The 23,769-nt window shown below is 52.5% G+C and carries 20 protein-coding genes; 8 read left to right on the top strand and 12 right to left on the bottom strand.

Features of this window, described 5'->3' with window-relative positions:
* Positions 1-12: 12 nt before the first annotated feature.
* On the bottom strand, positions 13-1,353 hold the full coding sequence (gene pmbA, locus E2566_RS01600) for a metalloprotease PmbA (RefSeq protein ID WP_107170731.1): 1,341 nt from the start codon (positions 1,351-1,353) through the stop codon (positions 13-15).
* Between the two features lie 296 nt (positions 1,354-1,649).
* Here pmbA and yjgA point away from each other — a divergent pair, with 296 nt between their 5' ends.
* The 3 genes from yjgA (at position 1,650) to E2566_RS01585 (ending at position 2,962) form a co-directional block, all read left to right on the top strand.
* Entirely contained in the window at positions 1,650-2,201 is a 552-nt protein-coding gene (gene yjgA / locus E2566_RS01595; RefSeq protein WP_107170730.1) for a ribosome biogenesis factor YjgA, read from the top strand.
* Positions 2,202-2,372: 171 nt separating this feature from the next.
* Positions 2,373-2,633: a type II toxin-antitoxin system Phd/YefM family antitoxin gene (locus tag E2566_RS01590; protein ID WP_107170729.1), complete on the top strand. Its 261-nt coding sequence runs from the start codon at positions 2,373-2,375 to the stop codon at positions 2,631-2,633.
* A gap of 5 nt (positions 2,634-2,638) precedes the next feature.
* Complete coding sequence (locus E2566_RS01585) at positions 2,639-2,962, top strand: type II toxin-antitoxin system RelE/ParE family toxin (RefSeq protein ID WP_107170728.1); 324 nt, start codon at positions 2,639-2,641, stop codon at positions 2,960-2,962.
* Positions 2,963-3,029: 67 nt separating this feature from the next.
* On the opposite strand, the gene aaeB is transcribed toward E2566_RS01585, so the two are convergent.
* Genes aaeB through aaeX form a run of 3 tightly spaced genes read right to left on the bottom strand, consistent with a single transcriptional unit; the run spans position 3,030 to position 6,206 of the window.
* Positions 3,030-5,018, bottom strand: a complete 1,989-nt coding sequence (aaeB, locus tag E2566_RS01580) for a p-hydroxybenzoic acid efflux pump subunit AaeB (protein ID WP_107170727.1) — start codon at positions 5,016-5,018, stop codon at positions 3,030-3,032.
* 11 nt (positions 5,019-5,029) lie between these two features.
* On the bottom strand, positions 5,030-5,995 hold the full coding sequence (aaeA, locus tag E2566_RS01575) for a p-hydroxybenzoic acid efflux pump subunit AaeA (RefSeq protein WP_107170726.1): 966 nt from the start codon (positions 5,993-5,995) through the stop codon (positions 5,030-5,032).
* A 7-nt stretch (positions 5,996-6,002) separates the two neighbouring features.
* A complete protein-coding gene (aaeX, locus tag E2566_RS01570; protein ID WP_005975424.1) occupies positions 6,003-6,206 on the bottom strand; it encodes a p-hydroxybenzoic acid efflux pump operon protein AaeX in 204 nt (67 codons plus the stop codon).
* A gap of 332 nt (positions 6,207-6,538) precedes the next feature.
* On the opposite strand from aaeX, the gene aaeR reads away from it, so the two are divergent.
* The 3 genes from aaeR to E2566_RS01555 all read left to right on the top strand — a co-directional run bounded on the left by aaeR (position 6,539) and on the right by E2566_RS01555 (position 8,527).
* Positions 6,539-7,474 carry an HTH-type transcriptional activator AaeR gene (gene aaeR / locus E2566_RS01565; protein ID WP_107170725.1) on the top strand — a complete coding sequence of 312 codons (936 nt, stop codon included), beginning with the start codon at positions 6,539-6,541 and terminating at the stop codon, positions 7,472-7,474.
* A 111-nt stretch (positions 7,475-7,585) separates the two neighbouring features.
* On the top strand, positions 7,586-7,924 hold the full coding sequence (locus E2566_RS01560; RefSeq protein ID WP_107170724.1) for a hypothetical protein: 339 nt from the start codon (positions 7,586-7,588) through the stop codon (positions 7,922-7,924).
* Between the two features lie 9 nt (positions 7,925-7,933).
* Positions 7,934-8,527 (top strand): hypothetical protein, encoded by a 594-nt coding sequence (locus E2566_RS01555; protein WP_107170723.1) that lies wholly within the window; start codon positions 7,934-7,936, stop codon positions 8,525-8,527.
* Between the two features lie 78 nt (positions 8,528-8,605).
* Here E2566_RS01555 and tldD read toward each other — a convergent pair whose 3' ends face one another.
* From tldD to csrD, 8 genes are all read right to left on the bottom strand, one after another.
* Positions 8,606-10,051, bottom strand: coding sequence for a metalloprotease TldD (gene tldD / locus E2566_RS01550; RefSeq protein WP_107170722.1), 1,446 nt, complete (start codon positions 10,049-10,051; stop codon positions 8,606-8,608).
* Between the two features lie 56 nt (positions 10,052-10,107).
* Positions 10,108-13,938 (bottom strand): AsmA2 domain-containing protein YhdP, encoded by a 3,831-nt coding sequence (gene yhdP, locus E2566_RS01545; protein WP_107170721.1) that lies wholly within the window; start codon positions 13,936-13,938, stop codon positions 10,108-10,110.
* A gap of 41 nt (positions 13,939-13,979) precedes the next feature.
* On the bottom strand, positions 13,980-15,449 hold the full coding sequence (rng, locus tag E2566_RS01540) for a ribonuclease G (protein WP_005975412.1): 1,470 nt from the start codon (positions 15,447-15,449) through the stop codon (positions 13,980-13,982).
* Positions 15,439-16,032: a Maf family protein gene (locus E2566_RS01535; protein WP_107170720.1), complete on the bottom strand. Its 594-nt coding sequence runs from the start codon at positions 16,030-16,032 to the stop codon at positions 15,439-15,441. Before E2566_RS01535 ends, rng begins: the two co-directional genes overlap by 11 nt.
* Positions 16,033-16,040: 8 nt before the next feature.
* Entirely contained in the window at positions 16,041-16,529 is a 489-nt protein-coding gene (gene mreD / locus E2566_RS01530) for a rod shape-determining protein MreD (RefSeq protein ID WP_107170719.1), read from the bottom strand.
* The gene (gene mreC / locus E2566_RS01525; RefSeq protein ID WP_107170718.1) at positions 16,526-17,509 is read right to left on the bottom strand and encodes a rod shape-determining protein MreC; all 984 of its coding nucleotides are present in this window, start codon (positions 17,507-17,509) and stop codon (positions 16,526-16,528) included. Before mreC ends, mreD begins: the two co-directional genes overlap by 4 nt.
* Before the next feature lie 163 nt (positions 17,510-17,672).
* Complete coding sequence (gene mreB, locus E2566_RS01520; RefSeq protein WP_107170717.1) at positions 17,673-18,716, bottom strand: rod shape-determining protein MreB; 1,044 nt, start codon at positions 18,714-18,716, stop codon at positions 17,673-17,675.
* Positions 18,717-19,032: 316 nt separating this feature from the next.
* Positions 19,033-20,970, bottom strand: coding sequence for an RNase E specificity factor CsrD (gene csrD / locus E2566_RS01515; protein WP_107170716.1), 1,938 nt, complete (start codon positions 20,968-20,970; stop codon positions 19,033-19,035).
* Positions 20,971-21,255: 285 nt separating this feature from the next.
* Here csrD and acuI point away from each other — a divergent pair, with 285 nt between their 5' ends.
* Complete coding sequence (gene acuI, locus E2566_RS01510) at positions 21,256-22,233, top strand: acrylyl-CoA reductase (NADPH) (RefSeq protein ID WP_107170715.1); 978 nt, start codon at positions 21,256-21,258, stop codon at positions 22,231-22,233.
* Between the two features lie 504 nt (positions 22,234-22,737).
* Positions 22,738-23,739: a protein-methionine-sulfoxide reductase catalytic subunit MsrP gene (msrP, locus tag E2566_RS01505; protein ID WP_107170714.1), complete on the top strand. Its 1,002-nt coding sequence runs from the start codon at positions 22,738-22,740 to the stop codon at positions 23,737-23,739.
* The last annotated feature ends 30 nt before the right edge of the window (positions 23,740-23,769 follow it).

Raw genomic sequence — 23,769 nt, 5'->3', positions numbered from 1 at the left:
CGCAGAGTAAGCTTATTCCCCTGCGATCTTCATTTCAGGCAGCAACACGGAACCACACTGGATATTGCTCCGGGTTTCGATATCGTTCCCCACCGTCACAATATTGCGCAACATATCTTTCAGGTTGCCCGCAATCGTAATCTCGCTGACCGGATACTGAATTTCACCGTTTTCGACCCAGAAGCCAGATGCCCCACGAGAATAATCTCCCGTCACACCGCTCACACCTTGCCCCATCAGTTCGGTCACCAGTAGGCCTTTACCCATCTGTTTCAACATGCCGTTGAAATCTAAACCTTGTCCGGCAATCCGCCAATTGTGGATGCCGCCCGCGTGGCCGGTGCTCTGCATCCCCAACTTACGTGCGGAGTAGCTCGTCATCAGCCACGTCTGCAACACGCCTGCTTTCACAATTTCACGCGCCTGCGTCCGCACACCTTCGCTGTCGAATGGCGTAGAAGCCAGCCCTTTTAGCAAGTGCGGCAGTTCCTCAATCGTCAGCCACTCCGGCAGAATCTGCTGACCCAGTTTATCCAGCAGGAAGGTAGATTTACGATAAACGCTGCCGCCGCTGATGGCACCGACTAAGTGACCAAACAGGCCTGTCGCCACTTCCGCAGAAAACATCACCGGTGCCTGCATAGTCGGCAGTTTACGCGGTGACAGACGGGATAACGTCCGGCGTGCGCACTCTTCGCCCACCCATTCAGGGCTCAGCAAATCATCCAGCGCACGGCCAACGGTATAGGCATAATCCCGCTCCATATCACCATTCACTTCGGCAATCACGCAGCTGGACATGGAATGACGGCTGGAGCAGTAGCTTTTTAGCAAGCCATGGCTATTGCCAAACACCTTAACGCCGTAGTGACTGTTAAAGCTGCCGCCTTCAGTGTTAGTGATACGCTTGTCAGCCTGTAATGCAGCCTGCTCTGCACGAGCGGCTAATTCAATGCCGCGATCCGCATCCAACTCAGTTGGATGGAACAGATCCAGATCCGGCGCGTCAAACGCCAGAAGATCGCGATCCGCAGGGCCAGCGAAAGGATCGACTGAGGTATAACGCGCGATATCCAGCGCGGCCTGCACAGTACGGGCTATCGCATCCGGGCTAAGATCGGTAGACGATGCGCTGCCTTTACGCTGTTGGTGATAAACCGTAATGCCCAACGCACCATCGCTGTTGAATTCAACATTTTCAACGTCACCATAACGGGTACTGACGCTAATGCCCGTCGTTTTTGACACCGCGACCTCTGCCGCATCAGAACCGGCACGCGCCAGTTCCAGTGCCTGAGCAACCGCGAGTTCCAGCGCTTTACGCTGCTCTGCAACCTGAGTAGTTATCGTCATTGTTCTGCCATAATGAGTGGAAGAAAGCTCACCATCATCATCCCCGCAACGAGCACAAAAGGGGCGTATACTCTCTATACTTCGCGCAGCCAACGCATAGGCAACTTGAAGTATGACGAGCATAAAATGGTGTAGCATAATGCTTTCTAGTCTAACAGGATCTACGGACAATTTCGCACAAAGCCCAAACCTGTTAGTATCAGCCTCTTTTTTTCTGGTGGGCACGCTGTTCACCATCCCGGAGCCGCTACGCATCGCGTTAAGCATTGCTCCTGGACACTTTTTAGGAGCCAACCATGAAACAAAAACCCGAAGACTGGCTGAATGACGTCCCGGATAATCAAGAAGACGACGAAGATGATGAAATTATCTGGGTCAGCAAAAGCGAAATAAAGCGCGATGCTGAAGCACTGAAAGATCTCGGTGCGGAGCTGGTTGAGCTGGGAAAAAACGCCCTGGAGAAGATTCCGTTGGACGACGATCTGCGTGCAGCGGTGGAATTGGCACAGCGGATCAAGAGAGAAGGCCGTCGTCGTCAGCTACAGCTCATTGGTAAGCTACTACGCGCCCGCGATCCAGAACCGATCCAAACCGCGCTGGATAAGCTAAATAATCGTCACAATCAGCAGGTAGCCTTGTTCCACAAACTGGAACAGCTGCGCGACCGCCTGATTACCGAAGGGGACGATGTGGTTCCAGAGATCCTGGCACTGTACCCACATGCTGACCGTCAGCAGTTGCGTTCTCTGGTGCGCAATGCGCAGAAAGAGAAAGCGGCAAACAAGCCGCCGAAATCCGCCCGTCAGATCTTCCAATATCTGCGTGAACTGGCTGAAACCAAAGACTAACGACAATCGCGGGATGAGGGCATGGCTCACTCATCCCACGCTTTATCAATACTCGCTATGAGAGATATTTCGGCTTTCTTGCACCATCGGGTAATTTCTTGACAGGGTAGAATTCGGTTCGTATTCTGTCCAAAAGTCGTATTATGTACAAAAAGAAACCAAGGAATTATCATGTCCCTTGCAGAGCAAATCAAACCTATCACCTACCTAAAATCCAATGCGGCGGAGATCGTCAAGGAATTCGCGGTCAACCCTGAGCCCATTATTATCACCCAAAATGGTGAAGCTAAAATGGTGGTGATGGACATCACGGAATATGAAAAACAACAAGAAACATTTGCTTTGCTGAAGCTGTTAGCATTGGGGCGAAAAGCGTTTATGGAAGGTAAATATTCCGATGCTGAATCTTTTTTGGATGAAATGGACGACTGATAGCGATGAGAAACATTGTCATTCTTGACAGTGCCAAGGAAGAACTCAAAGACATTAAGCAATATGTCAGAGCAAAATTTGGCGATTCTGTATGGAACACGATCAATGCAGAATACAAAGTGGCCATCCAGCGCATTAAGCAAACACCTCAAAGTGGCAGCGATATTGACGAGCTGAAAGAACTTGGCGTCACAAATGTCAAATACATACTGGTCAGACAAACAAGAGTGGTGTACGAATTTGACGACAACATCGTTCTGATTCATCTGTTTATCAACACCAGAAGGGACTTCAGGACTCATCTATTCAAAAGGCTTTTAATTCAATAAATAACATTCACTATTGAATGAAACTCATCACATAAATAGCGCCCTGCTCGTACCGTCTCCCCCAATGTTAGTTACTTAGCGCATGCTGATAATCACGTAAAATCCCAGTTAATCGCCCTACTGGCGCAGTCACACTCGTGGGAAGCTGTTGTTCTGTCAGCATCTGCTGATAGCGTTCAAGCTCATCCAACAGCTGCGTGAAATAGCGACTACGTGTGCTATCGCGTCGGGCTGAAATCACCTGCTCCGCCGTCGCACGAATTTGACGATGAAAGGCAGACAGTGCTGTATTTTGCGGAATATCCAGCGTTCTCAGACGCTGGTGCATGATGATCAGCCACAGCGCGAGGCGATACTTGGCAATGTCATCAGGGAAGCGGCTCAGCAGTAGGAACAGCTGCTGGTATAGCGCTGGCAAGTGATTTTCCTTGCGCCGCGTCGTGTTAGTCGTCAGCGCCGAAACCGCGCCATACACAAAGCGGTTTAGTAGCGTTCTCCCCGTGTGTGCTTTGGTGTTATCCCGGATCAGCAGGATCACCATCAACGCCAGAAAACAACCGATGATCTGGCCGATCGCGCTGTCCAGAAACTGACTAATGTTGAATGTCATCGGGTTATCCAGTACCAGAATATTGATTGTACTGGCCAATGCCCCCAGCGAGCCCAGCCGACGCTTTTGTACTTCAAGACCAAGAAAGAAAGCCATCGCCCCCAAGCTTAGGCATAGCAACAGCATACTTTGCTGCGTTGATGGCATGATAAACATAAACATCAGCGCACCCAGCGGCAGCGCGTAGATCGTCCCAAACAGAAAATCTTTCGCCATCATCTGTGGATTCGGCAACCGCATGGCAAGCGACGTCACCACCGCAATCATCACCATACACACGCTGCCAGAGGTCCAGCCGGTACTGAGCCAAAACAGGCAACCCAGCGCCGTCGCCACGCCGGTACGTAAGCCGTTGATCATGGCATGATGGGTTTCGGCTGATGGCGCTTTAACTTCAACATCGCTGTTCAGCACGTCAGCTTCAATCGCCGTGATACGCCCGTTGGTCTGCACCCCTTTCGCCAATAGCAGATAGCGCGTTGCAGCCCCTACCCAACTGACCAGCGTAGGCGGCACGTCACGGCTGTCAAGCGCGATCAGATGGCGCAATGCTTTCACACGGCAATGCACATCACGGAATGACTCAACGGGCTGATCTAACACCCGTTTCAGGCTACTTTTTACGGGAGTCGGTACGTCCTGCAAAATCAGGTAGGTCTCACACGCCTGTGTAATCATCGTGAGCGATTGCGTATGCAGCGACGTTAAGCGGCGATTGCTATTCTGCCAGCGCGAGGACTCCAGCATCAGGCTGCTGTGCATGCCGTTTAGCGCAGTCGTTTTGCGCACCAGCGCGTGCCATGCCGCATCTATCGCTTCTTTCTCCGTCTCGCTCATGCTGAGTTGCAGTAACCGATACTGATCCACTAATAATTCGCCGATACTGCGGTCAACATCCTGCTTGATCGAACGGGGAGAGAACAGTAAATCAGCCAGAATGGCGCAGACGATGCCCAGCACAATCTCGCTACAGCGCTCCACAGCGAACTGCGGCGTCAACAGCGGCGTCCCCTGCGTCGACACAATAATAATCAGTGCGGTATAGCCTGCCAGCCCGAATACATAGGCGTTTTCAACTTTAACCAGCGAGGATACCCAGGTGCAGAAACCTGCCCAAATACAGCACAACATCAGCATTACCACAGGGGCACGAACGGTGGCAATAATGATGACAAGTGCGCCAATACAGCCGATAAAAGTCCCAACAATACGCAGCATGCCACGATGGCGAATCGCACCGGAGAACGGTTCACCGCCTGCGGCAAATGCCGGGCCAGCAGCGACAATTGCCGCCGTCAGCACCGACCAACGTGGGGTTTCTAACTGGAGATGGAACCCCAGAAACAGGGACAGCACAATCGCAAAACTCAGTTTGAAAGCAAAGCGAAGGCGTGCAAATTTCGGTGTCGTAAAGAACATGGGGCGGGTCAACGACGCAGTTTTCATCATCGCCTCACTTAGCCAAACTCACGCAGGCGATAAAGCAGGCGAATGAGCGGTGACGGTTTTTTATCATTGTTGACCTGCTCGCCGGTAATCACCACGGTCGCCGTGGTACCAGCCGGATAGAGGTCACCCATTTGCCGATCGAGACGAATTTTTACCGGCACGCGCTGTGCCAAACGCACCCACTCCAGATTGGAATCTACGTTAGCCAGGCCTTTCGTATTCGCACTATTGCTGCTGTTATTTACCCCAGCCGCCACGCTATCGACCGTACCGTAAAATATTTTTTCGCTACCCAGCGGCGTGATTTCCGCACGATAGCCGCGGCGGACACCTTCAAGTTTGGTCTCTTCCATGTACGCCAGCAGGTAAAACGAATCCTTCTTCACCAGCGCCACTGCCGTATTACCACGTTCGATAAATTCACCGCTCTGCACATGCAGGTTGGTCACCCAACCGTCGGCAGGGGCGCGTACCACGGTGCGCTCCAACTCCAGTTTCGCCAGCGACAATACCGCCTGCGCTTTAGCAAGCTGGTGTGTTGCGGTTTCTAGCGCATTGCTAGACTGATCGATATTTTCCTGTGACATCGCGCTGACGCCCAGCCGCGCACGACGTCCTGACTCCCGACGTTTTTCGGTTACCAGCGCCTGATAGTAAGCAACATCGGCTTCCGCCTGCGCAACAGCCTGGTGGTAACGCGGCTGATCGATGACAAACAGCACATCGCCTTGGTTCACCAGTTGATTGTCCGTCACGCGAACATCGCTCAATAAGCCGCTGACATCCGGCGCGATTGCCACCACATCCGCAGTAAATTTAGCGTCACGCGTCCAGGGCGATTCGGTATAAAACGCCCAAACACGGAAAATGGCCACAATCGCACACAGCACAACCACCAGCGTGATGACAACACGGCTCAGTTTTTTTATCAGCACGGCCTGCTGCCTAAACAAGGTTAAAAAGAAATTTTTCACAGATGCCTCACAGGCCGTAACGGAACAGTAAATAGAACAAGCAGCAGAACAGCGCGCTGTTAAACAGCGCCGGATGCCAGACAAAGTCATAGATCCCCGTTGGTTGCAGCAGGCGATTCACGACAAAAAATAGGGTCAATGACACCAGCAACACAAAAAATACGGGGGGAAATGACAGACCGAACAGCACCATAACCGGGAGTGAACTCATCCTCTTTTCCTTTTTTCTATTAGGTAGCGGTAGCGCGCAGGTTCGCTACCGGATGGTAAATTATGTTGTCTGATACTGACGTTCAGCATAGACAAAAGCGCTTCATCCCGCAGGCTGGCTGCCAGCGAATGAGATAGCGTTAAACTGATGAGTAGCGATGACTAACGATGGGAAATCAGCGTATTACTTATATTGAGTAAATAATTATAATCATTGAGGACCCTGAGCAGACAATGTTCCACCCGGCACCACCGGATAGGCTATATTATGGCTGCTTATTATCACCTTATCTACATAGTGTGATCTAAATCACTTTTAAGCCAGAGTGAATAATGGAAAGACTAAAGAGTATGTCGGTATTTGCCCGCGTGGTGGAATTTGGTTCTTTTACCGCCGCCGCTCGCCAGTTGCAGATGAGCGTATCCGCCGTCAGCCAGACCGTCACCAAGCTTGAAGATGAACTACAAATTAAGCTGCTTAACCGCAGTACGCGCAGTATTGGGCTGACGGAGGCGGGGAAGATTTACTATCACGGCTGCCGTCGCATGCTGCATGAAGCACATGAGGTTCATGAACAGCTTTATGCCTTCAACAACACGCCGATCGGCACGCTGCGCATTGGTAGTTCGTCCACCATGGCACAGAATGTGTTGTCCACTATGACTGCGGAGATGTTGAAGGAATATCCCGGTTTGTCCGTCAATCTGGTCACCGGGATTCCCGCTCCCGACCTGATTGCCGACGGATTGGATATCGTCATTCGCGTCGGTGCGCTACAGGATTCCAGCCTGTTTTCGAAACGCTTAGGTTCGATGCCGATGGTAGTTTGCGCCGCGAAAAGCTATCTGGCGCAGCACGGCACACCGGATAAGCCAGCAGATATGGTGAACTTTTCCTGGTTGGAATACAGCGTACGGCCCGACAGCGAATTTGAACTAATCGCACCGGAAGGCATTTCGACCCGCGTCACGCCACAAGGGCGTTTTGTCACTAACGACCCACAAACGCTGGTACGCTGGCTCAAGGCCGGAGCGGGCATCGCATACGTTCCGCTGATGTGGATCGTGGACGAGATCAAGCGCGGCGAAATCGAGATTCTGTTCAATCGCTACCACTCCGACCCGCGCCCGGTCTACGCGCTCTACACTCGCAAAGACAACCTGCCGCTAAAAGTACAGGTCTGCATTAACTACATGACGGAATACTTCAAAAACGTCGCCCTGACGTATCAAGGCTATCGGCAAGACCATGGCGAGGAAAAAAAATAGGTTGTGCAAAGAGGAAAATGCGAGGCGTTTCCCTCTTTCATACAAAACACATCCCCATACCACCATTCGTGCGTTATACCTCTTTCTTTCGTTCAAGAAAGTAAAAATCACATGGATGACGTACGAATAAATTCGTACAATATGGGTGAAGGGATGGGATTCAAGGATGCCAAAAAGCAGCTTATTGTCTGTTTGCAGTCGGGTAATGTGTTGCATGAAGCCAGAGGGAACATCAGTACGAAGAACTTGCTGGCAACTGGGCAAGCATCAATAACAGAACTCATTGATATTATTTATCAATCTGCGGGGACATCCTACGCGTCTTCACCCCATCATTTTGCAGCGCATATTGATGTTCATATCATCCGTTGCCGCCATCGGGGAATACCGTGGTATATCAAATGGTATTTTACCGAGCCGGATTGTGTCTTTATTAGCGTCCACCATTGAGGCGATGACATGAAAATTTTCAAAGTCGGCGATACACAGTCCATTATCTGTAACACATGCCAGTCACTTGAAACTGCGACATTTCAGCTTAAAGACGTCCCATTCAGCGACAACAGTGGCGTGGTGAGACAGGTTTTGGTTGGCGTTTGCAATCGCTGCGGGAATGTTGCCACCATTCCCCATCAGTCTACGCCCATGATTAAGAAAGCGCTGGATGTACAGCGTAAGGCGCTGGAAAGCAGAGTCCCTGCGCACATGATAGACATCCTGAATCTGGCAAGTTGCGAATTAGGTGGCGAGCCCGATTTTATTCCCACTCTGATGAAATACTATCTTCATACACTGGCGGCCGACCGCATAGCAGCACAAGATATCCCGCGTTTTCTGCAAAGTGATTTGGCAAAAGGAAAATCCGAGAAACGTCTTTCTCTTAAAGGCAGACATGTCGCGGCAGACATCGACGAACTAAAAGCCGCGACAAACATCTCCAGCACAACAGACCTGTTAAAAGGCATTGTTCTCAAAATTAAGGAAGACGTCTTGGTACAGCGAGATGAAATACACATCCAGCAGCTCAAGTCGATTATTGCCGCGGTTTCCTGATTTTTTACTCCATTACCTCACAACCCAAGAAAAAAACCGCGCTCATAAAGCGCGGTTTTAAAGGAGGATCAGAGCAAACTACGCCGTGCCGCCAACGGTCAGGCTTTCCAGCTTCAGCGTAGGCTGACCCACGCCGACTGGCAGGCTTTGCCCTTCTTTACCACACACACCGACGCCTTTATCCAACTCTAGATCGTTGCCGACCATAGAGATCTGTTGCATCGCTTCAATGCCAGAGCCAATCAGCGTCGCACCTTTGACTGGCGTGGTGATACGACCTTTTTCGATCAGGTACGCTTCGGACGTCGAGAAGACGAACTTGCCAGAGGTGATATCCACCTGACCCCCGCCAAAGTTTGGCGCATACAGGCCATATTCGACGCTGGAGATAATCTCCTCCGGCGTGGATTTGCCAGCCAGCATATAGGTGTTGGTCATACGCGGCATCGGCAGATGCGCATAAGATTCGCGGCGACCGTTGCCCGTCGGCGCAACGCCCATCAGGCGAGCATTCAGCTTGTCTTGCATGTAGCCTTTAAGAATACCGTTTTCAATCAGGACATTGTACTGCCCCGGAACGCCTTCATCGTCCATTGAGAGAGAGCCGCGACGTCCGCTCAACGTGCCATCGTCCACCACCGTACACAGCTCTGACGCGACGAGTTTACCCATCTGCCCGCTGAACACTGACGTACCGCGACGGTTAAAATCACCTTCCAAGCCGTGACCCACCGCTTCATGCAGCAACACGCCCGGCCAGCCTGCGCCTAGCACTACAGGCATCGGCCCTGCGGGTGCGGCCACCGCCGACAGGTTAACCAGCGCCATGCGCACAGCTTCTTTCGCCCACGCATCGACGCGCGGTTCGCCGTCCGTCACTTCCCAGAAATACGCATAGCCGCCACGCGTGCCGCCGCCGCTGCTACCGCGCTCACGTTTACCTTCAGCTTCAACCAGCACGCTGATTGACAGACGCACCAGTGGACGCACATCCGCCGCCAGCGTGCCATCGGTCGCAGCCACCAGCACCAGTTCATACACGCCAGTCAGGCTCGCTGACACTTCCTGCACCCGCGTATCCGCAGCACGAGCAACCGTATCCGCACGTTGCAACAGTGCAATTTTATCCTCACGCGTCAGACTATCCAGCGGATTCAACGTCGGATAGAGCGCACGATGTGACACTTCACCCAACGTATGCGCCGTTCCAGTGCCCTGTTCCCGTACAATACTGCGTGCTGCCTGCGCACTCTGATGTAATGCATTCAACGTGATCTGATCGGCATACGCAAACCCGGTCTTTTCACCGTCAATCGCCCGGATACCCACGCCCTGATCGATATTGTAAGACCCGTCTTTAATGATGCGATCTTCCAGTACCCAAGATTCATGGTAGCTGGACTGGAAATAGAGATCGGCATAGTCCAGACGACGCTCATTAAGCGACCCCAGCACAGCGGCGAGATCGTCAAGATTCAATTTATTGGCGGTGAGTAACTGCTCACTGACAAACGAAAGGCTCATAGTTTTTCACTCTTTATCAGATAATCGGCTGAGTATACTGCGCTGCCCTAACGGCATTATTCGCCTTTCTTCTTGTTCGGCTCACGCAGCACTTCCTGAATCTTTGGCTGATCGAGGCTACCGGAAATCTGGTAGCGAATCAGCGAAATCTTGTTCCATAGCGGCGCCAGCACTTTGCTGGCAGCAAACACCGCGGCCCCTATAACCGGATTGACAGCAAATGCGGTCGCCACACCCACCGTCGCAGAAATTTCCGGGGCGATAACTGCTTCCATATTGACCTGTCGCTTAGCGAGGTCGAGATCGCCTTTCATCGCGATATCCGCCTCCAGCCCGTCGATCAGCATATCATCAGTATGCAGCACGCCGTCTTTAATCCATGCAGTACTGCGAATCGAGTCGAAATAGAACCCCCGACCAAACGTATCGCTAAAATCAAACCGCAGCTTACGCATCAGCGCATCGAAGCTCAATAAACGCAGCAGTTGCCCTGCCTGACCGGCGCCCACTTCGGCAATTTCACCTTTGCCAATGCGTGTGTGCAATATCCCACTCAGGCTGGCAATATCCGGCGCCCAAGGTGTACCACGCCAATACAGATCGTAATCCACATCGAAAGAACCGGCCTTCAGCGGTGAATCGACACCAAACCAGTTAGCATTCTGCTCCAGACTCTCCCCCGTCAGACGGCCTTTTAGCGCGGTCCGTACGCCTTCTGCGTTTTCCTGCCAGGTACCGTTGACCGTCAGGCGAGCCTTACCTGTATCAATGAGGCCGTCCGTCAGCGTTAGTTTTTCCTTTTCTGGTAGTAGCGTTCCCTGAATACGCCCCATATTCTGCCCGATAATCCAGCACTGGCGGCAGTTCACCGCCAGCGACGGCCAGTCTTCAAAGCTGATGCTCGGATCGTTCAGCGGCGATTTTTTCTCCGCCAGAGCCACCGGATTGGTCGCTTCATTCCCTTTCCATTGAGGATTGTAGTAGAGATAATTGATGTCGCTGCGCCACATGCCACGATTAGGTATCGCAACCGTTCCGTCAATTTCGCGTCCTTTCGCCTGCACTTCACTGCCGCCAAGCGTATTTTTGCGCGTAATTTCCAGATCGTGCCACTGCTGTCCCAACAGTTGCAGCTCGGACGTCCGCAGCGTCACCACTTCAGGGAAACGAAGAGAACTCCGCGCTTTTTTCCCTTCCACTGACGCCGAGGTACGCAGAGATGGCAAAAGCCCCAGCCAGCTTTCAGCATCCAATGGCGGAAGATCGAGCACCAGCGCGGCATCTTCTGGCAATTCAGGCGCTGCCGTTGCCGCATTTTGCCAGCTTGCCCGTGCCAGCGTCACGTTATCGCCTTTCAGCAGCCATTGGCTATTGAAGTGGTTGTCCTTACCCAGCCGTCCCTGCATAGTAAAACCATTTAAGTCACCGCTGGCTTTTACCTCTAGAGGTAAACTCTCGCCAGTTGTCTTAGTTAGCGGGTTAGGTAAGTGACTGCTTACTTTGTTTAAATCAGCCTGTACATCAACATTGTAGGTGGTTTTACCCGAGTGCGGCAGGTTGACAGCAACCGTACTCTTCCAGCCTGCCGTGCCGGACAGCGCTTTGCTTGCCGATGCCGGTAAACCGGGCAATAGCGCGGGTTGCCACTCACCCTGCAATCCTACATTCACCAAAAAAGCCTTCGCTTGCTCTTCTGTTGTGAAGTTGACTGCCATCGGCTGATTCAGCCAATTTGCCTGTAGCGTTTCACTGCGTAAATTGCCGTTTTCATAGCGGAACTTACCCGTGAGATTCTTAATCGTGGTATCCAACGGTTTGATGTACAGACTGTTATTGTTTAGCGTAATATCGCCACTGGCGCGGACATCATCACCAACAAGCGGAATATCCAGATGCAGTGTGCCTTTCACCGGCCCGCCAATTTTCAGCTCATCCAGTGCCGTACCCAGCGAGGATTTCAGCGGCGTCTGATGAAAATAGTTGCCCACTTCAGGCCCTGAACCATCCAGTTCACCATCAATAAGCAGCATCTCTTTTTCATAATCGGGAATGACTGCACTAATATTTTTGCCTGCCACCTTACCTAGCCAGGTTTGCGGCGCAAACATCCACAGACCGTTGTTGGCAAAATCCAGATTGATATCCAGCGGCGTCAGCGCAGGCCAGCCAGGCTGAAACTCAAAGGTGGCCTCTTTCACCGGCACCCAGACTTCAAACTGGCCTTCGTTGTGCATAAACGGGAAATGCTGCGGATTACCGGCAAAAATTAGCGTGGCGTTATCGACACGGCCGCCTTTCAGCGCACCGCTCAGGTAGTCCACCAGCTCGGTGCCCATAAACAACTCGGGATAATAGCGCCAGGCATCCGCCGCATCGGTCAGCCGGATGCCAGCCAGAATATCCAGCTTCGGTTCTTGCTTGGTAGGCTGTTCATAGCGGAAATCACCGTTAGCCCACAGTGATTTCGCCTGCACATCCAGACCATGGCTCCAGAGCGCCAGCCCCTGATCGTCGTCACGCCAGTCTATCGTGCCGCTGGCCTGCTTGATTTCAAGCGGCGCGCGGAACATATCCACATAGGGCAACGTGCTCTGTTTTAATGCGACGCTAACCTGGCCACGTTCGGCGCTACCGCGCGCAGAACCGGAAAAGTGATCGACTCCTGGCAGCAGTTTCCACTGCTTCCAGCTTACATCCTGCCAATTGGCGTGAAAGCGGCTTCTCTCTGGCTGTTGCAGAGGGATATCGACGGCAACGGCATTCAATGTGCCCTTCGGTTGCAGTTCATCCCAGTGCGCTTTCAAAGCTGGCGTCGTACCGGACAACAGTGGAAGCAGCGTGCTTACCCGCTCCAGCGCCAGATTACTGGCTCGAATGCGTAGCTCTTCCTGCCGATCGGGCCCCAGCATGTGTTCATTTTTTGGCAGCCAGAGCGCGGAGAGCCGGCCTTTCGGCCAGGCGATGCCATCCGTTGCCAGATTCAACTCAGGAACCTCCACCTGCCAGCCGTTTTCCTGACGACTAACATGCAGCGTCATGTCATCGACATTCAGGCGATGTGCATCGCTACCTTCGCCCCAGCTTGCCGTCCCCTGATTGAGGAGCACATCACCACTGTGGATACCACCATCACGGACATTGAGCCACGCCGCCAGACTAAAATCAGCACTTTCCAGCCCGGTATTGCTTTTCATCCAGCGGCTGAGCCACGGCTTCATATCGATATTGTCCGCTTGCAGATAGAACGTGCCGTTGCCAAGCAACCCCCGTTCATCGTGCAAATCCATGCGCATCTGCACCACGCCATGCTGGCCGTTAAAGCTCGACAGGCTGATCAAACCTTCTGCACGATGCCGTTTGTCGGAGTTCAACCAGGTCAGTTGAGGAATACTCAGCTCCGCTCGGGAACCGGAAGGGGTAAGAAAGGTAATCTGGCTATCGCGCAGGTCAAAGTGGTCAAACTGGCGCAGGAAAAGATCGCTGACCTTCCCTGACTCCATCAGTTTGCTATCCTGCTTTTGCCCGTTAAATTGGCTATTAAGATCGAGCTTTAACTGATGAAACGTGAGATCGCGAAACTGCCAGCGCCCGTGCAACAGCGACTGCCACACATCCAGTGCCAGCGTAATGCGCTCAACCTGCCAGTCTGATTCCGGCAGCGACGTGCGAAATTTTTCAATTTCCAACGTGGGGCCAAAGGATTCCCAACGCCCCGTCATTGAGCCGATTTCGAGCGGGACGCCAGCAGCAGACTGCGCCCAGGTCACCAGTTGTGGCCGAAAATGATCGAGCTGTGGCAGCACTAGTCTTAAGCCGCTGACTAACAGCGCAACCATCACGACAAGCGTGGCACCCGTGATGACGAGTATTCCGGGCAGTCGCCTCACTAATTTCTCCTTCTTTCGTCGCCGACGACGAGCGCACGAATTTACATCATTACGACGTCAAACTGCTCCTGGCTATACAGGGGTTCGATTTGTACTTTAACCTGTTTACCGACGAAAATTTCAACCTCAGCTAACGCGTGCGATTCTTCACTTCTTAGCGCCTCCCCGACAGCGGGTGAGGCATAGACGAGGAAACGGTCGGTGTCATAAGCGTGGTGGACGCGCACGATTTCACGCATGATTTCATAGCAGACGCTTTCTACCGTCTTCACCGTACCACGACCATGACAGGTCGGGCATTCGTGACACAACACGTGTTCGATACTCTCACGCGTGCGTTTGCGCGTCATCTCAACTAATCCTAGTTGAGAGAAGCCGTTAATACTGGTTTTGACCCGATCTTTACTCAGCGCCTGCTCCAGTGAATGCAGCACCCGCCGACGATGATCTTCGTTATTCATATCGATGAAATCGATAATGATGATGCCGCCGAGGTTACGCAGTCGCAGTTGTCGCGCAATCGCCTGCGTCGCTTCCGTATTGGTATTGAAAATGGTTTCATCCAGATTGCGGTGACCAACGAATGCTCCCGTGTTGATGTCAACGGTCGTCATCGCTTCTGTCTGGTCGATGATCAAGTAGCCACCGGACTTCAATTCAACCTTTCTGTCCAGTGAACGCTGAATCTCATTTTCCACATCAAACAGGTCAAAAATCGGCTGTTTGCCCGCATAGTGTTCAAGTTTGCGGGTCATCTCCGGGATATATTCGGAAGTAAATTCCAGCAGCGCTTCATACGTCAGTCGGGAGTCAATCCGAATACGATCCAACGCCGCACCGGCGAAATCACGCAAAATTCGCTGCGCGAGCGCCACTTCGCCGTAGAGTTTACATTTGGTCTGGTTGCGTTTTTTGCGCTCCATGACCTTGCCCCACAGACGCTTCAGGAACGCGGCATCCTGCGAAAGTTCTTCTTCACCGATCCCTTCCGCAGCGGTGCGAATGATAAAACCGCCGTCATCATCACAATACTCCGCGACCGTTTTCTTTAAGCGCTCGCGTTCCGCTTCGCTCTCAATACGCTGTGAAACACCAACGTGCGAGGCTCCGGGCATAAACACCAGATAGCGCGATGGCAGCGTGATATCGGTCGTCAGACGCGCGCCTTTGGTTCCCAGCGGATCTTTAACCACCTGAACCATAAGATCCTGTCCCTGACGCACCAGTTCGGCGATATCACGGACGTGAAAATTCTTCTGTTCGTCACCAGCAACGCATTCGGTGTGCGGCATAATATCGGACGCGTGCAGGAATGCCGCTTTATCCAGACCGATATCCACAAATGCCGCCTGCATGCCTGGCAGAACGCGACTCACGCGGCCTTTATAAATGTTACCGACAATGCCGCGTTTCGCATCACGCTCAATGTGAATTTCTTGCAGAATGCCGCCGTCGATATAGGCAACGCGCGTTTCTGACGGTGTAACGTTTACCAGTAACTCAGCAGTCATGTTTTCCTCTTGCACTCCGCAACGCAGCAAAATTACTGAATAGTTCGTGAGTTTCTACCAACGGTAGTCCAACCACCGCGTAATAGCTCCCGTTAAGCGACCGGACAAAGCACCCACCTTTGCCCTGAATACCGTAAGCCCCGGCTTTATCCATCGGCTCACCGCTGGCAATGTATCGCTCGATATCCTGCGACGAAAGCGGACGGAAGGTAACATCGGTTATCACCAGACAACTCAAGATATCGTCTTTATCTGCCAGCGCGACGGCAGTCATCACCTGATGTTGTTTCCCAGACAGCTGGCTCAGCATCTCTGCCGCGTGGGTTTCGTCGTGCGGTTTTTCCAATACCTGACCGTTCAGCACTACGATGGTATCTGCCCCCAGCACGGGCAAATCTAACGGTGCAATCGCGACGCCTGCGGCCGCTTTCTCATGCGCCAGACGCCGAACGTAAACGTCCGCCGCTTCCTCCGGTAAACGCTGTTCTTCCACCGCCGCATTCAGCACAGCAAAAGGAATGTCGAGCTGCGTAAGCAGTTCGCGACGACGGGGAGAAGCGGAAGCCAGATAAAGCAGGGTCATGAATCACCTTATTGCACAGTAAACTGACGACGAATTTTACGCATCAGCAGGAACAGCCACGGCCAGAGTACCCCATCAACGACGCTGTTCCAGAGCGTTTCCGGTCGGAAAGAGACATTAATAACTAAAAATTCCGCCCAGAACACCGTGAGATCCATCAACAGCGACAGTAGCATGACAATTAATGCCTGCTGCCATAACGCCATATTACGGAACAGCTGGAATTTAAAGGCCACCAGATAAGCAACAATGCTCAACGCCAGCGCCCGTACTCCCAGTGTAGACCCAAGAATCAGGTCCATAATCAGACCCAATATAAATCCTGTCCCGACATTGACCCGATGCGGCAATGCCATAACCCAGTAAATAAGAAACAGCGTCAGCCAAGAGGGGCGAAACATGTAGATTTCATCCGGCCACGGCATAATCTGCAACACCATAGCGATCAGAAAAGACAGCCAGATAATCCAGTTGCCATGCCTGCGATAACGGTTCATTGGCGACCTCTCGGCGACTCGGCAGTGGGCGCAGCGATATCAGGTGGAAGCGGCGGCCCCATTTCATCAGGTGAAGGTAACACCTGCGGCATCATCTGCATCAGGCGCTCATTGGCAACCCGATGCACTTCCGCTGGCGGCAGCGACGTATTGGCGTTATTTTCCACGCCCCACAGCAGCAATAGATAACGTAGACGCTGTAACCCTGCCGTCGGGCGAGCCTGAATTATCGTATAAGCTCGCTGCGTATCCGCTTTGACCGATGACACCACCGCGACCGGATACCCTTCAGGGAAACGCCCGCCCAGACCCGATGTGACTAACACGTCGCCCACTCGGATATCGGTATTATTAGGCAGATGCTCCAGTTGCAGATCATCGGTACAACCATTACCAGCGGCAATCACGCGGATATCATTGCGTAGCACCTGAATCGGCAACGCGTGGGAAACATCACAAATCAATAAAACCCGGCTGGTAAACTGGCCAACCGCCACAACCTGACCCACCACGCCTTTATCGCTAATGACCGGTTGCCCTTCATACACGCCGTTCGTCTGACCTTTATCAATCACGACCTGATCGCTGTAAGGGTCGGTTCCGGCGGACATCACCTGCGTGACCATCTTCTGCTCATCCTGACGCAACGGAGAGCCCAGCAGTTCGCGTAGCCGTGCATTTTCCTGCTTGAGCTGGCCTAGCAGCAAAAGGTCACTGTTTTTCATCAACAGTTCCTGACGCAGCGCGGTATTTTCAAGGCCTAATTGCTCACGAGTGGCCAGCGACGCAGACATATTGTCTAGAGCCTGACGCGGCCCATTTGCCAGAAAGTAGAATGGGCTGACGGCGGTATCCATGTACGTTCTGATTTTGGCGAACGAACCGAGCCGACTGTCCGCAACGATCACGACAATCGCGGTAACGACAGTAAGAAAAAGTCGTAATTGCAGGGAAGGCCCCCTGCTAAAAAGCGGCTTCATAAAGTTTGCGTATTCCTCGACAGCAACCTCAAATCGCTCCTGGCGATTTTTAACGTCACAAAGCAGCGCCCCATAGGGCTACAGGCAAATAAAAAAGGGGTAACCACGAGAGATGAAAAACGCAGGCGTTCATCCATCCGGTCCCCCCTTTTTCCAGACAGGATTACTCCTCGCTGAACAAATCGCCACCGTGCATGTCGATCATTTCCAGCGCTTTGCCGCCACCACGGGCAACACAGGTCAGCGGATCTTCAGCCACCACAACCGGAATGCCAGTTTCTTCCATCAGCAAACGATCCAGGTTACGCAGTAGCGCACCGCCGCCGGTTAACACCATACCGCGCTCGGAAATGTCGGAAGCCAGTTCTGGCGGACACTGTTCCAACGCGGCCATGACTGCGCTGACGATACCCGTCAACGGCTCTTGCAACGCTTCCAGAATTTCATTGGAGTTCAGCGTGAACCCACGTGGAACACCTTCTGCAAGGTTACGGCCGCGCACTTCAATCTCAAGCACTTCGTCGCCCGGATAAGCAGAGCCAATTTCATGCTTGATACGTTCTGCCGTCGCTTCACCGATCAGTGAACCATAGTTACGACGAACGTAGTTGATGATCGCTTCATCAAAGCGGTCACCGCCAATACGCACTGAAGAGGAGTACACCACGCCGTTCAGCGAGATCACCGCAACTTCCGTCGTACCACCACCAATATCCACTACCATGGAACCCGTCGCTTCAGATACTGGCATACCAGCACCGATCGCAGCCGCCATCGGCTCTTCGATCAGGAACACTTCACGGGCACCTGCACCCAGCGCAGATTCGCGAATGGCGCGGCGCTCAACCTGTGTCGCACCGACCGGCACACACACCAATACACGCGGGCTTGGACGCATAAAGCTGTCGTTATGCACTTGCTTGATGAAGTGCTGCAACATTTTTTCCGTGACCTGGAAATCGGCAATAACGCCATCTTTCATCGGGCGAATCGCCACGATATTCCCAGGTGTTCTGCCCAGCATCTGCTTGGCATCATGGCCTACTGCTGCCACGCTTTTTTGGGAACCAGCACGATCCTGACGGATCGCAACCACAGAGGGTTCATTCAGTATGATGCCCTGCCCTTTAACATAAATTAGGGTATTGGCGGTACCCAGGTCGATGGACAAGTCGTTGGAAAACATGCCACGAAATTTCTTAAACATAACTAAAGGATAATCCTGCAAGCTGGGGGCGAAAAATAAATCCGCCTACTTTACCAACCACACGAAGCAGCGACAAGGCACGAAAAGGCTCTGCTTCGGTGAAAAATAAGTCTGCGTTGCGCACGTCGGCATCAGGGAGAAGACACAGAATGCCGTCTCCTCAGGCAGCAAGGCATTTTACCCCTGTCTACCCGACAGAATTGCACTAACACAGGACATAAAATCTAACATTTAATCGGATTGGCGCTAACGTAAGCACACACTAACCGATTTAACAAACGCCTCATTCTACGTCAATTTGAACAGGACGTTTATACTAAACACGATGCTGCGGTGAATATTTTTTCAGCTCATCCGTTACGGGGACTGATGCGGCAAAAAAATCGCCTTGCCCGCCATAAACCCCCTTGCCCAGCAGCATCCGCCACTCCTCTTTGGTACGCACACCAGCAGCAAACACACGGGTTTGCGTGCCTTTACAGGCCTCGGTCAAACTTTGCACAAAAAGCTGATTTTCCGGGCGACGCTCAAGACTGCGTACCAAACCGGGATGAAGCTTGATGACCTCCACGGGCAGCGACTTAATATACGTCGTGCTAACCAGTGTCAGACCCGCCTGCGTTACCGCCAGGCGACAGCCTAATCCCAGGATTACAGTAAGAACCGGGCGCAGGCGACCGATATATTGACAAACATCGGCCTCAGCAAGTTCAAATAAAATGCGCTGCCGCTGCGTTTTCGGACATTGCAGCAATATTTCTTTCAGCCAGCGCAAGAAAGGCTTTTGCAAAAGTGAGTCCACACTTACCGGTAAAGCCAGCGTTTCTCCGGGCCAGTTCGCCGACAAATCAACAATACGAGCGACAAGTTGGCGATCATAGCTGGTCGCCAACCCCAACTGTTGAACCAAAGGCATGTACTCTGCGGCGAGCAGTTCCTGTTCTCCGTCATAAATCCGACTCATCATTTCACGATGATGCACAACCCCTTCTTTGGTGACAGCAGGCTTCTGATACAGCCGCGGCCCGCCACGCGCCAACGTTTGTTCCAGCAAGGTTCGCCATTTCACGCTGCCACGCCCTTTATCCGGCACCTGCCTGTCAAACACGCACCAGCTGTTACCGCCCTGCAATACCGCATTACGCGTCGCGTCCTCCACACTTTCCATGACCTGCTCAGCACTTTGCCCACCGCGATAGGCGCAAATACCAATGTGAAGAACCTCCTCCCGATCGATAAGTGGACAAGCAGGGAGAATATCAATAGCTTTCACCAGTTGCGTGGCAATCGCATTGGCTTCCTTTAACGTACTGTGAGGGAGTAATACGGTGAAATCGCTGCTGAAATAACGTGCCAGCAGTGCGGAGGGATAACGCATGACAAACGTCGACAGCAGGTTGACTAACGTAAAGCGGTATTCCTGAAGGAGATTGTTATCACCATGCGTCTCCTGCAACGTTTCAAAATCTGGCACGCGGATCATCATTACAATACCGTGAGTCCCCACTTCTTCACCATCTTCCAACTGCGTGGTCAGTTGGTTGTCAAAAAACAGACGATTACTCAGTCCGGTTTCAGCATCCTGTGCGGCAAAGGCGCGGATTAAGGTATCGACCCGCCCGCGTTCCTCACGCGCTTCCACTAAATCGGACAACAGCTGATCGAGAGCCCCGCTAGTATTGACGGGCCATTCACGTACCGACCCCTGCATCACTGATTCACGTTCGCCTTTGAGAATACGCTGCGCACGCTTTTCCAACTCTTCCTGTCCGGCAGTCTGCTGGCGGAGCCAGCGGATGGAGAAGTACAGCATCAGGAGCATCACGCCAGCGGCCAACAAAACCGACAGGGTAGACACCACAAAGCGCGGTAAACCAATCAGTGGGTCGACATATTTTAAGGCGATCGTCATGTTCAAATGATGCATCAGCGGGAATTCGACTTCATGATAGAGATGCGTGCGTTCCCAACTGGCCTCAGGCAACTGTATTGAATAGAGGGTAGCGTCGTTATCCTGGATCTCCAGCACGACAATACCCGCCGTTTTCATCATCCCCGGCAACCAATACTGGATATTTTCAGGCGATTGCACTAATAACGCCTGATCGATACTGGCCGTGACCTCACGCAGCTGTTGCTCCGTTCGCGACTGGCTATAGTAACAGAGGCTAAATATGCTACTGAAAAGCATAAGAAAAATGGCGAGCGCCGTCAGCAATACCACGAGTATCGAGAATCTGGTCGTAAATCCCATCCCTGCGTCCTATTCCAAATAATTGTCATTTCTGCGAGTTTGTTGTTTTTTATCAGTTCGCATAGGCAAGCAACATAGTACCTTTATTAACAAAGAGTACCTGTAATAACTATACCCTAAATAATTCGAGTTGCAGGAAGGCGGCGAGCGAGGGCATCCCGATGAGCTTACTCAAGTAAGTGATTCGGGTAACTAAGCGACGCCAACGCACATGCAGCTTGAAGTATGACGGGTATATAGTCGTTAATGACTTCCCCATTTTAATCCTGCCACAGGAGATAGCCCATGCAGGCTTTAGTTCTTGAACAGTCAGACGGACTGACCCACGCTCAGATTCGCGAGATTGACGCAGAGCAGCTTCCCGCCGGGGACGTGACGGTCGATATAAGTTGGTCCAGCATTAATTATAAAGATGCGCTTGCCATTACAGGCAAAGGCAAAATTATTCGTAATTTCCCGATGGTTCCAGGGATCGATTTTGTCGGTACTGTAGGGCACAGCGACAGCGATCGGTTTACCGTCGGCCAGCCTGTCATCCTGACCGGTTGGGGCGTGGGTGAAAACCACTGGGGTGGTTTGGCACAGCAAGCACGTGTGAAAAGTGATTGGCTGGTGCCGCTCCCTGCTTCTCTGGATGCGCGTAATGCCATGATCCTTGGCACAGCAGGCTTTACCGCGATGCTGTGCGTGATGGCGCTAGAAGATGGCGGCGTGACACCAGAAAGCGGCGACATTATTGTGACGGGTGCCAGCGGCGGCGTTGGCAGTACCGCTGTCGCCCTGCTTGCAGAGCTAGGTTATCAGGTAACCGCCGTCAGCGGCCGTGCTGATAATACCGATTATCTGAAAAAACTGGGCGCCAAACAGGTGCTGGATCGCAGTGAATTCAGTGGAACGCCTCGCCCATTGGAAAAACAACGCTGGGCTGGCGCAATTGATACCGTCGGCGACAACGTGCTGGCAACGCTGCTGGCACAGATGGACTACAACGCAACAGTTGCTGCATGTGGTCTGGCTGGCGGTATTGCGCTGCCAACGACCGTGATGCCATTTATTTTACGCAATGTTCGCCTGCAAGGCGTGGATTCCGTAATGGCACCGCTTGCTCGCCGCCAGCAAGCGTGGGAGCGTCTGGCTACCATCCTGCCTGAGTCGTTTTATCAGCAAGTCACGCAGGAAATCGGGCTGGAAGACGTACCAGCCACCGCCGCTGCGCTGCTGGAAAACAAAGTCACTGGCCGCACGCTGGTGAAAATCAGCTAACGCATTTCGTTGACGTATTAATTTGCGGAACGAAAACGGTGATAATGGAATAGAAGAGTAAAGCGTCCGCGACAGGGACAAAGGTGTCAGGAACGCCTTTGAACGTCGCTTGCGACGGCCCTGAAAGGGTGAATCTCAGGGATGAGATTCATATCTGCGCGGCTCGAGCGTACATGGATGTATTTACAGCGTCTTTACGATCTATCCATTATCATCGCTCAACGCATTATCAGTAATCTCGAGCGCTGTTACACCCTGCAAAAAAGTATTTCCTCTCTCCTACCGCGGTTTCTACCGCAATTCATCTATACTCGTCATACTTCAAGCTGCATGTGCGTTGGCTGCGTTCACTCACCCGAATCAATTACTTAAGTAAGCTCATCGGGATTCCCTCGCTTGCCGCCTTCCTGCAACTCGAATTATTTAGAGTATGTAACTAAGTGAACGGCAAGCAGTAAAAACGCCACTTTGCGTCAACAATAATAATGACTGGCGGGAGTTCACATGCAAAAACATCGCAAGTTCACGGAAGCCGACGTTACCCCGGAATCCCTCTTCTATCAGCGTCGGCGCGTCTTAAAAGCGCTGGGTATTTCTGCGGCAGCGCTCGCATTGCCGCTTTCCGCACAGGCTGACCTGCTGGCCTGGTTTAAAGGCAGTGATAAACCCAAAGCACCGCCGGGTAAACCGCTCACATTTAGCCAACCTGCCGACTGGAAACTCGATCTGCCGCTCACACCGGAAGATAAGGTCACGGGCTATAACAACTTCTATGAATTCGGCTTGGATAAAGCCGATCCCGCAGCCAATGCTGGCGGGCTAAAAACAGAAGGCTGGACCATCAAAATAGACGGCGATGTCGCCAAACCACTCACGTTGGATATCGACGATTTGCTAAAACGCTTCCCGCTGGAAGAGCGAATCTACCGTTTTCGCTGCGTAGAAGCGTGGTCAATGGTTATTCCATGGGTTGGGTTTGAGCTGGCTAAGCTGATTAAATTCGCCGACCCCACCAGCAATGCGCGCTACGTGGCGTTTCAGACGCTTTACGACCCGGAACAGATGCCAGGGCAAAAAGATCGCTTCATGGGCGGCGGGCTGGATTATCCCTATGTAGAAGGGCTGCGGCTGGATGAGGCCATGAACCCCTTGGCGCTGCTGGCCGTTGGGGTTTATGGCAAGACACTGCCGCCGCAAAACGGTGCCCCCATCCGCTTAGTCACGCCGTGGAAATACGGCTTCAAAAACATCAAATCCATCGTACATATCCGGTTCACTCGTGAGCGCCCCCCTTGCACATGGAATCTGGCGGCCTCGGACGAATATGGTTTCTATGCCAACGTTAACCCCCATGTGGATCACCCGCGCTGGTCGCAGGCCACAGAGCGCGTCATCGGTTCCGGTGGCTTACTTAACGTTGAGCGTCAACCCACGCTGCTGTTTAACGGCTACGCAGAACAGGTCGCTTCGCTGTATCGCGGCCTGAATTTGCGCGACAATTTTTAGCCATAACATCTTGCCGGGATAGGAACTCAC

This window comes from Pectobacterium punjabense (assembly GCF_012427845.1).
Classification (GTDB): domain Bacteria; phylum Pseudomonadota; class Gammaproteobacteria; order Enterobacterales; family Enterobacteriaceae; genus Pectobacterium; species Pectobacterium punjabense.
The sequence above is the reverse complement of the archived record's forward strand: the minus strand, read 5'-3'. Positions and strand labels throughout refer to the sequence as shown.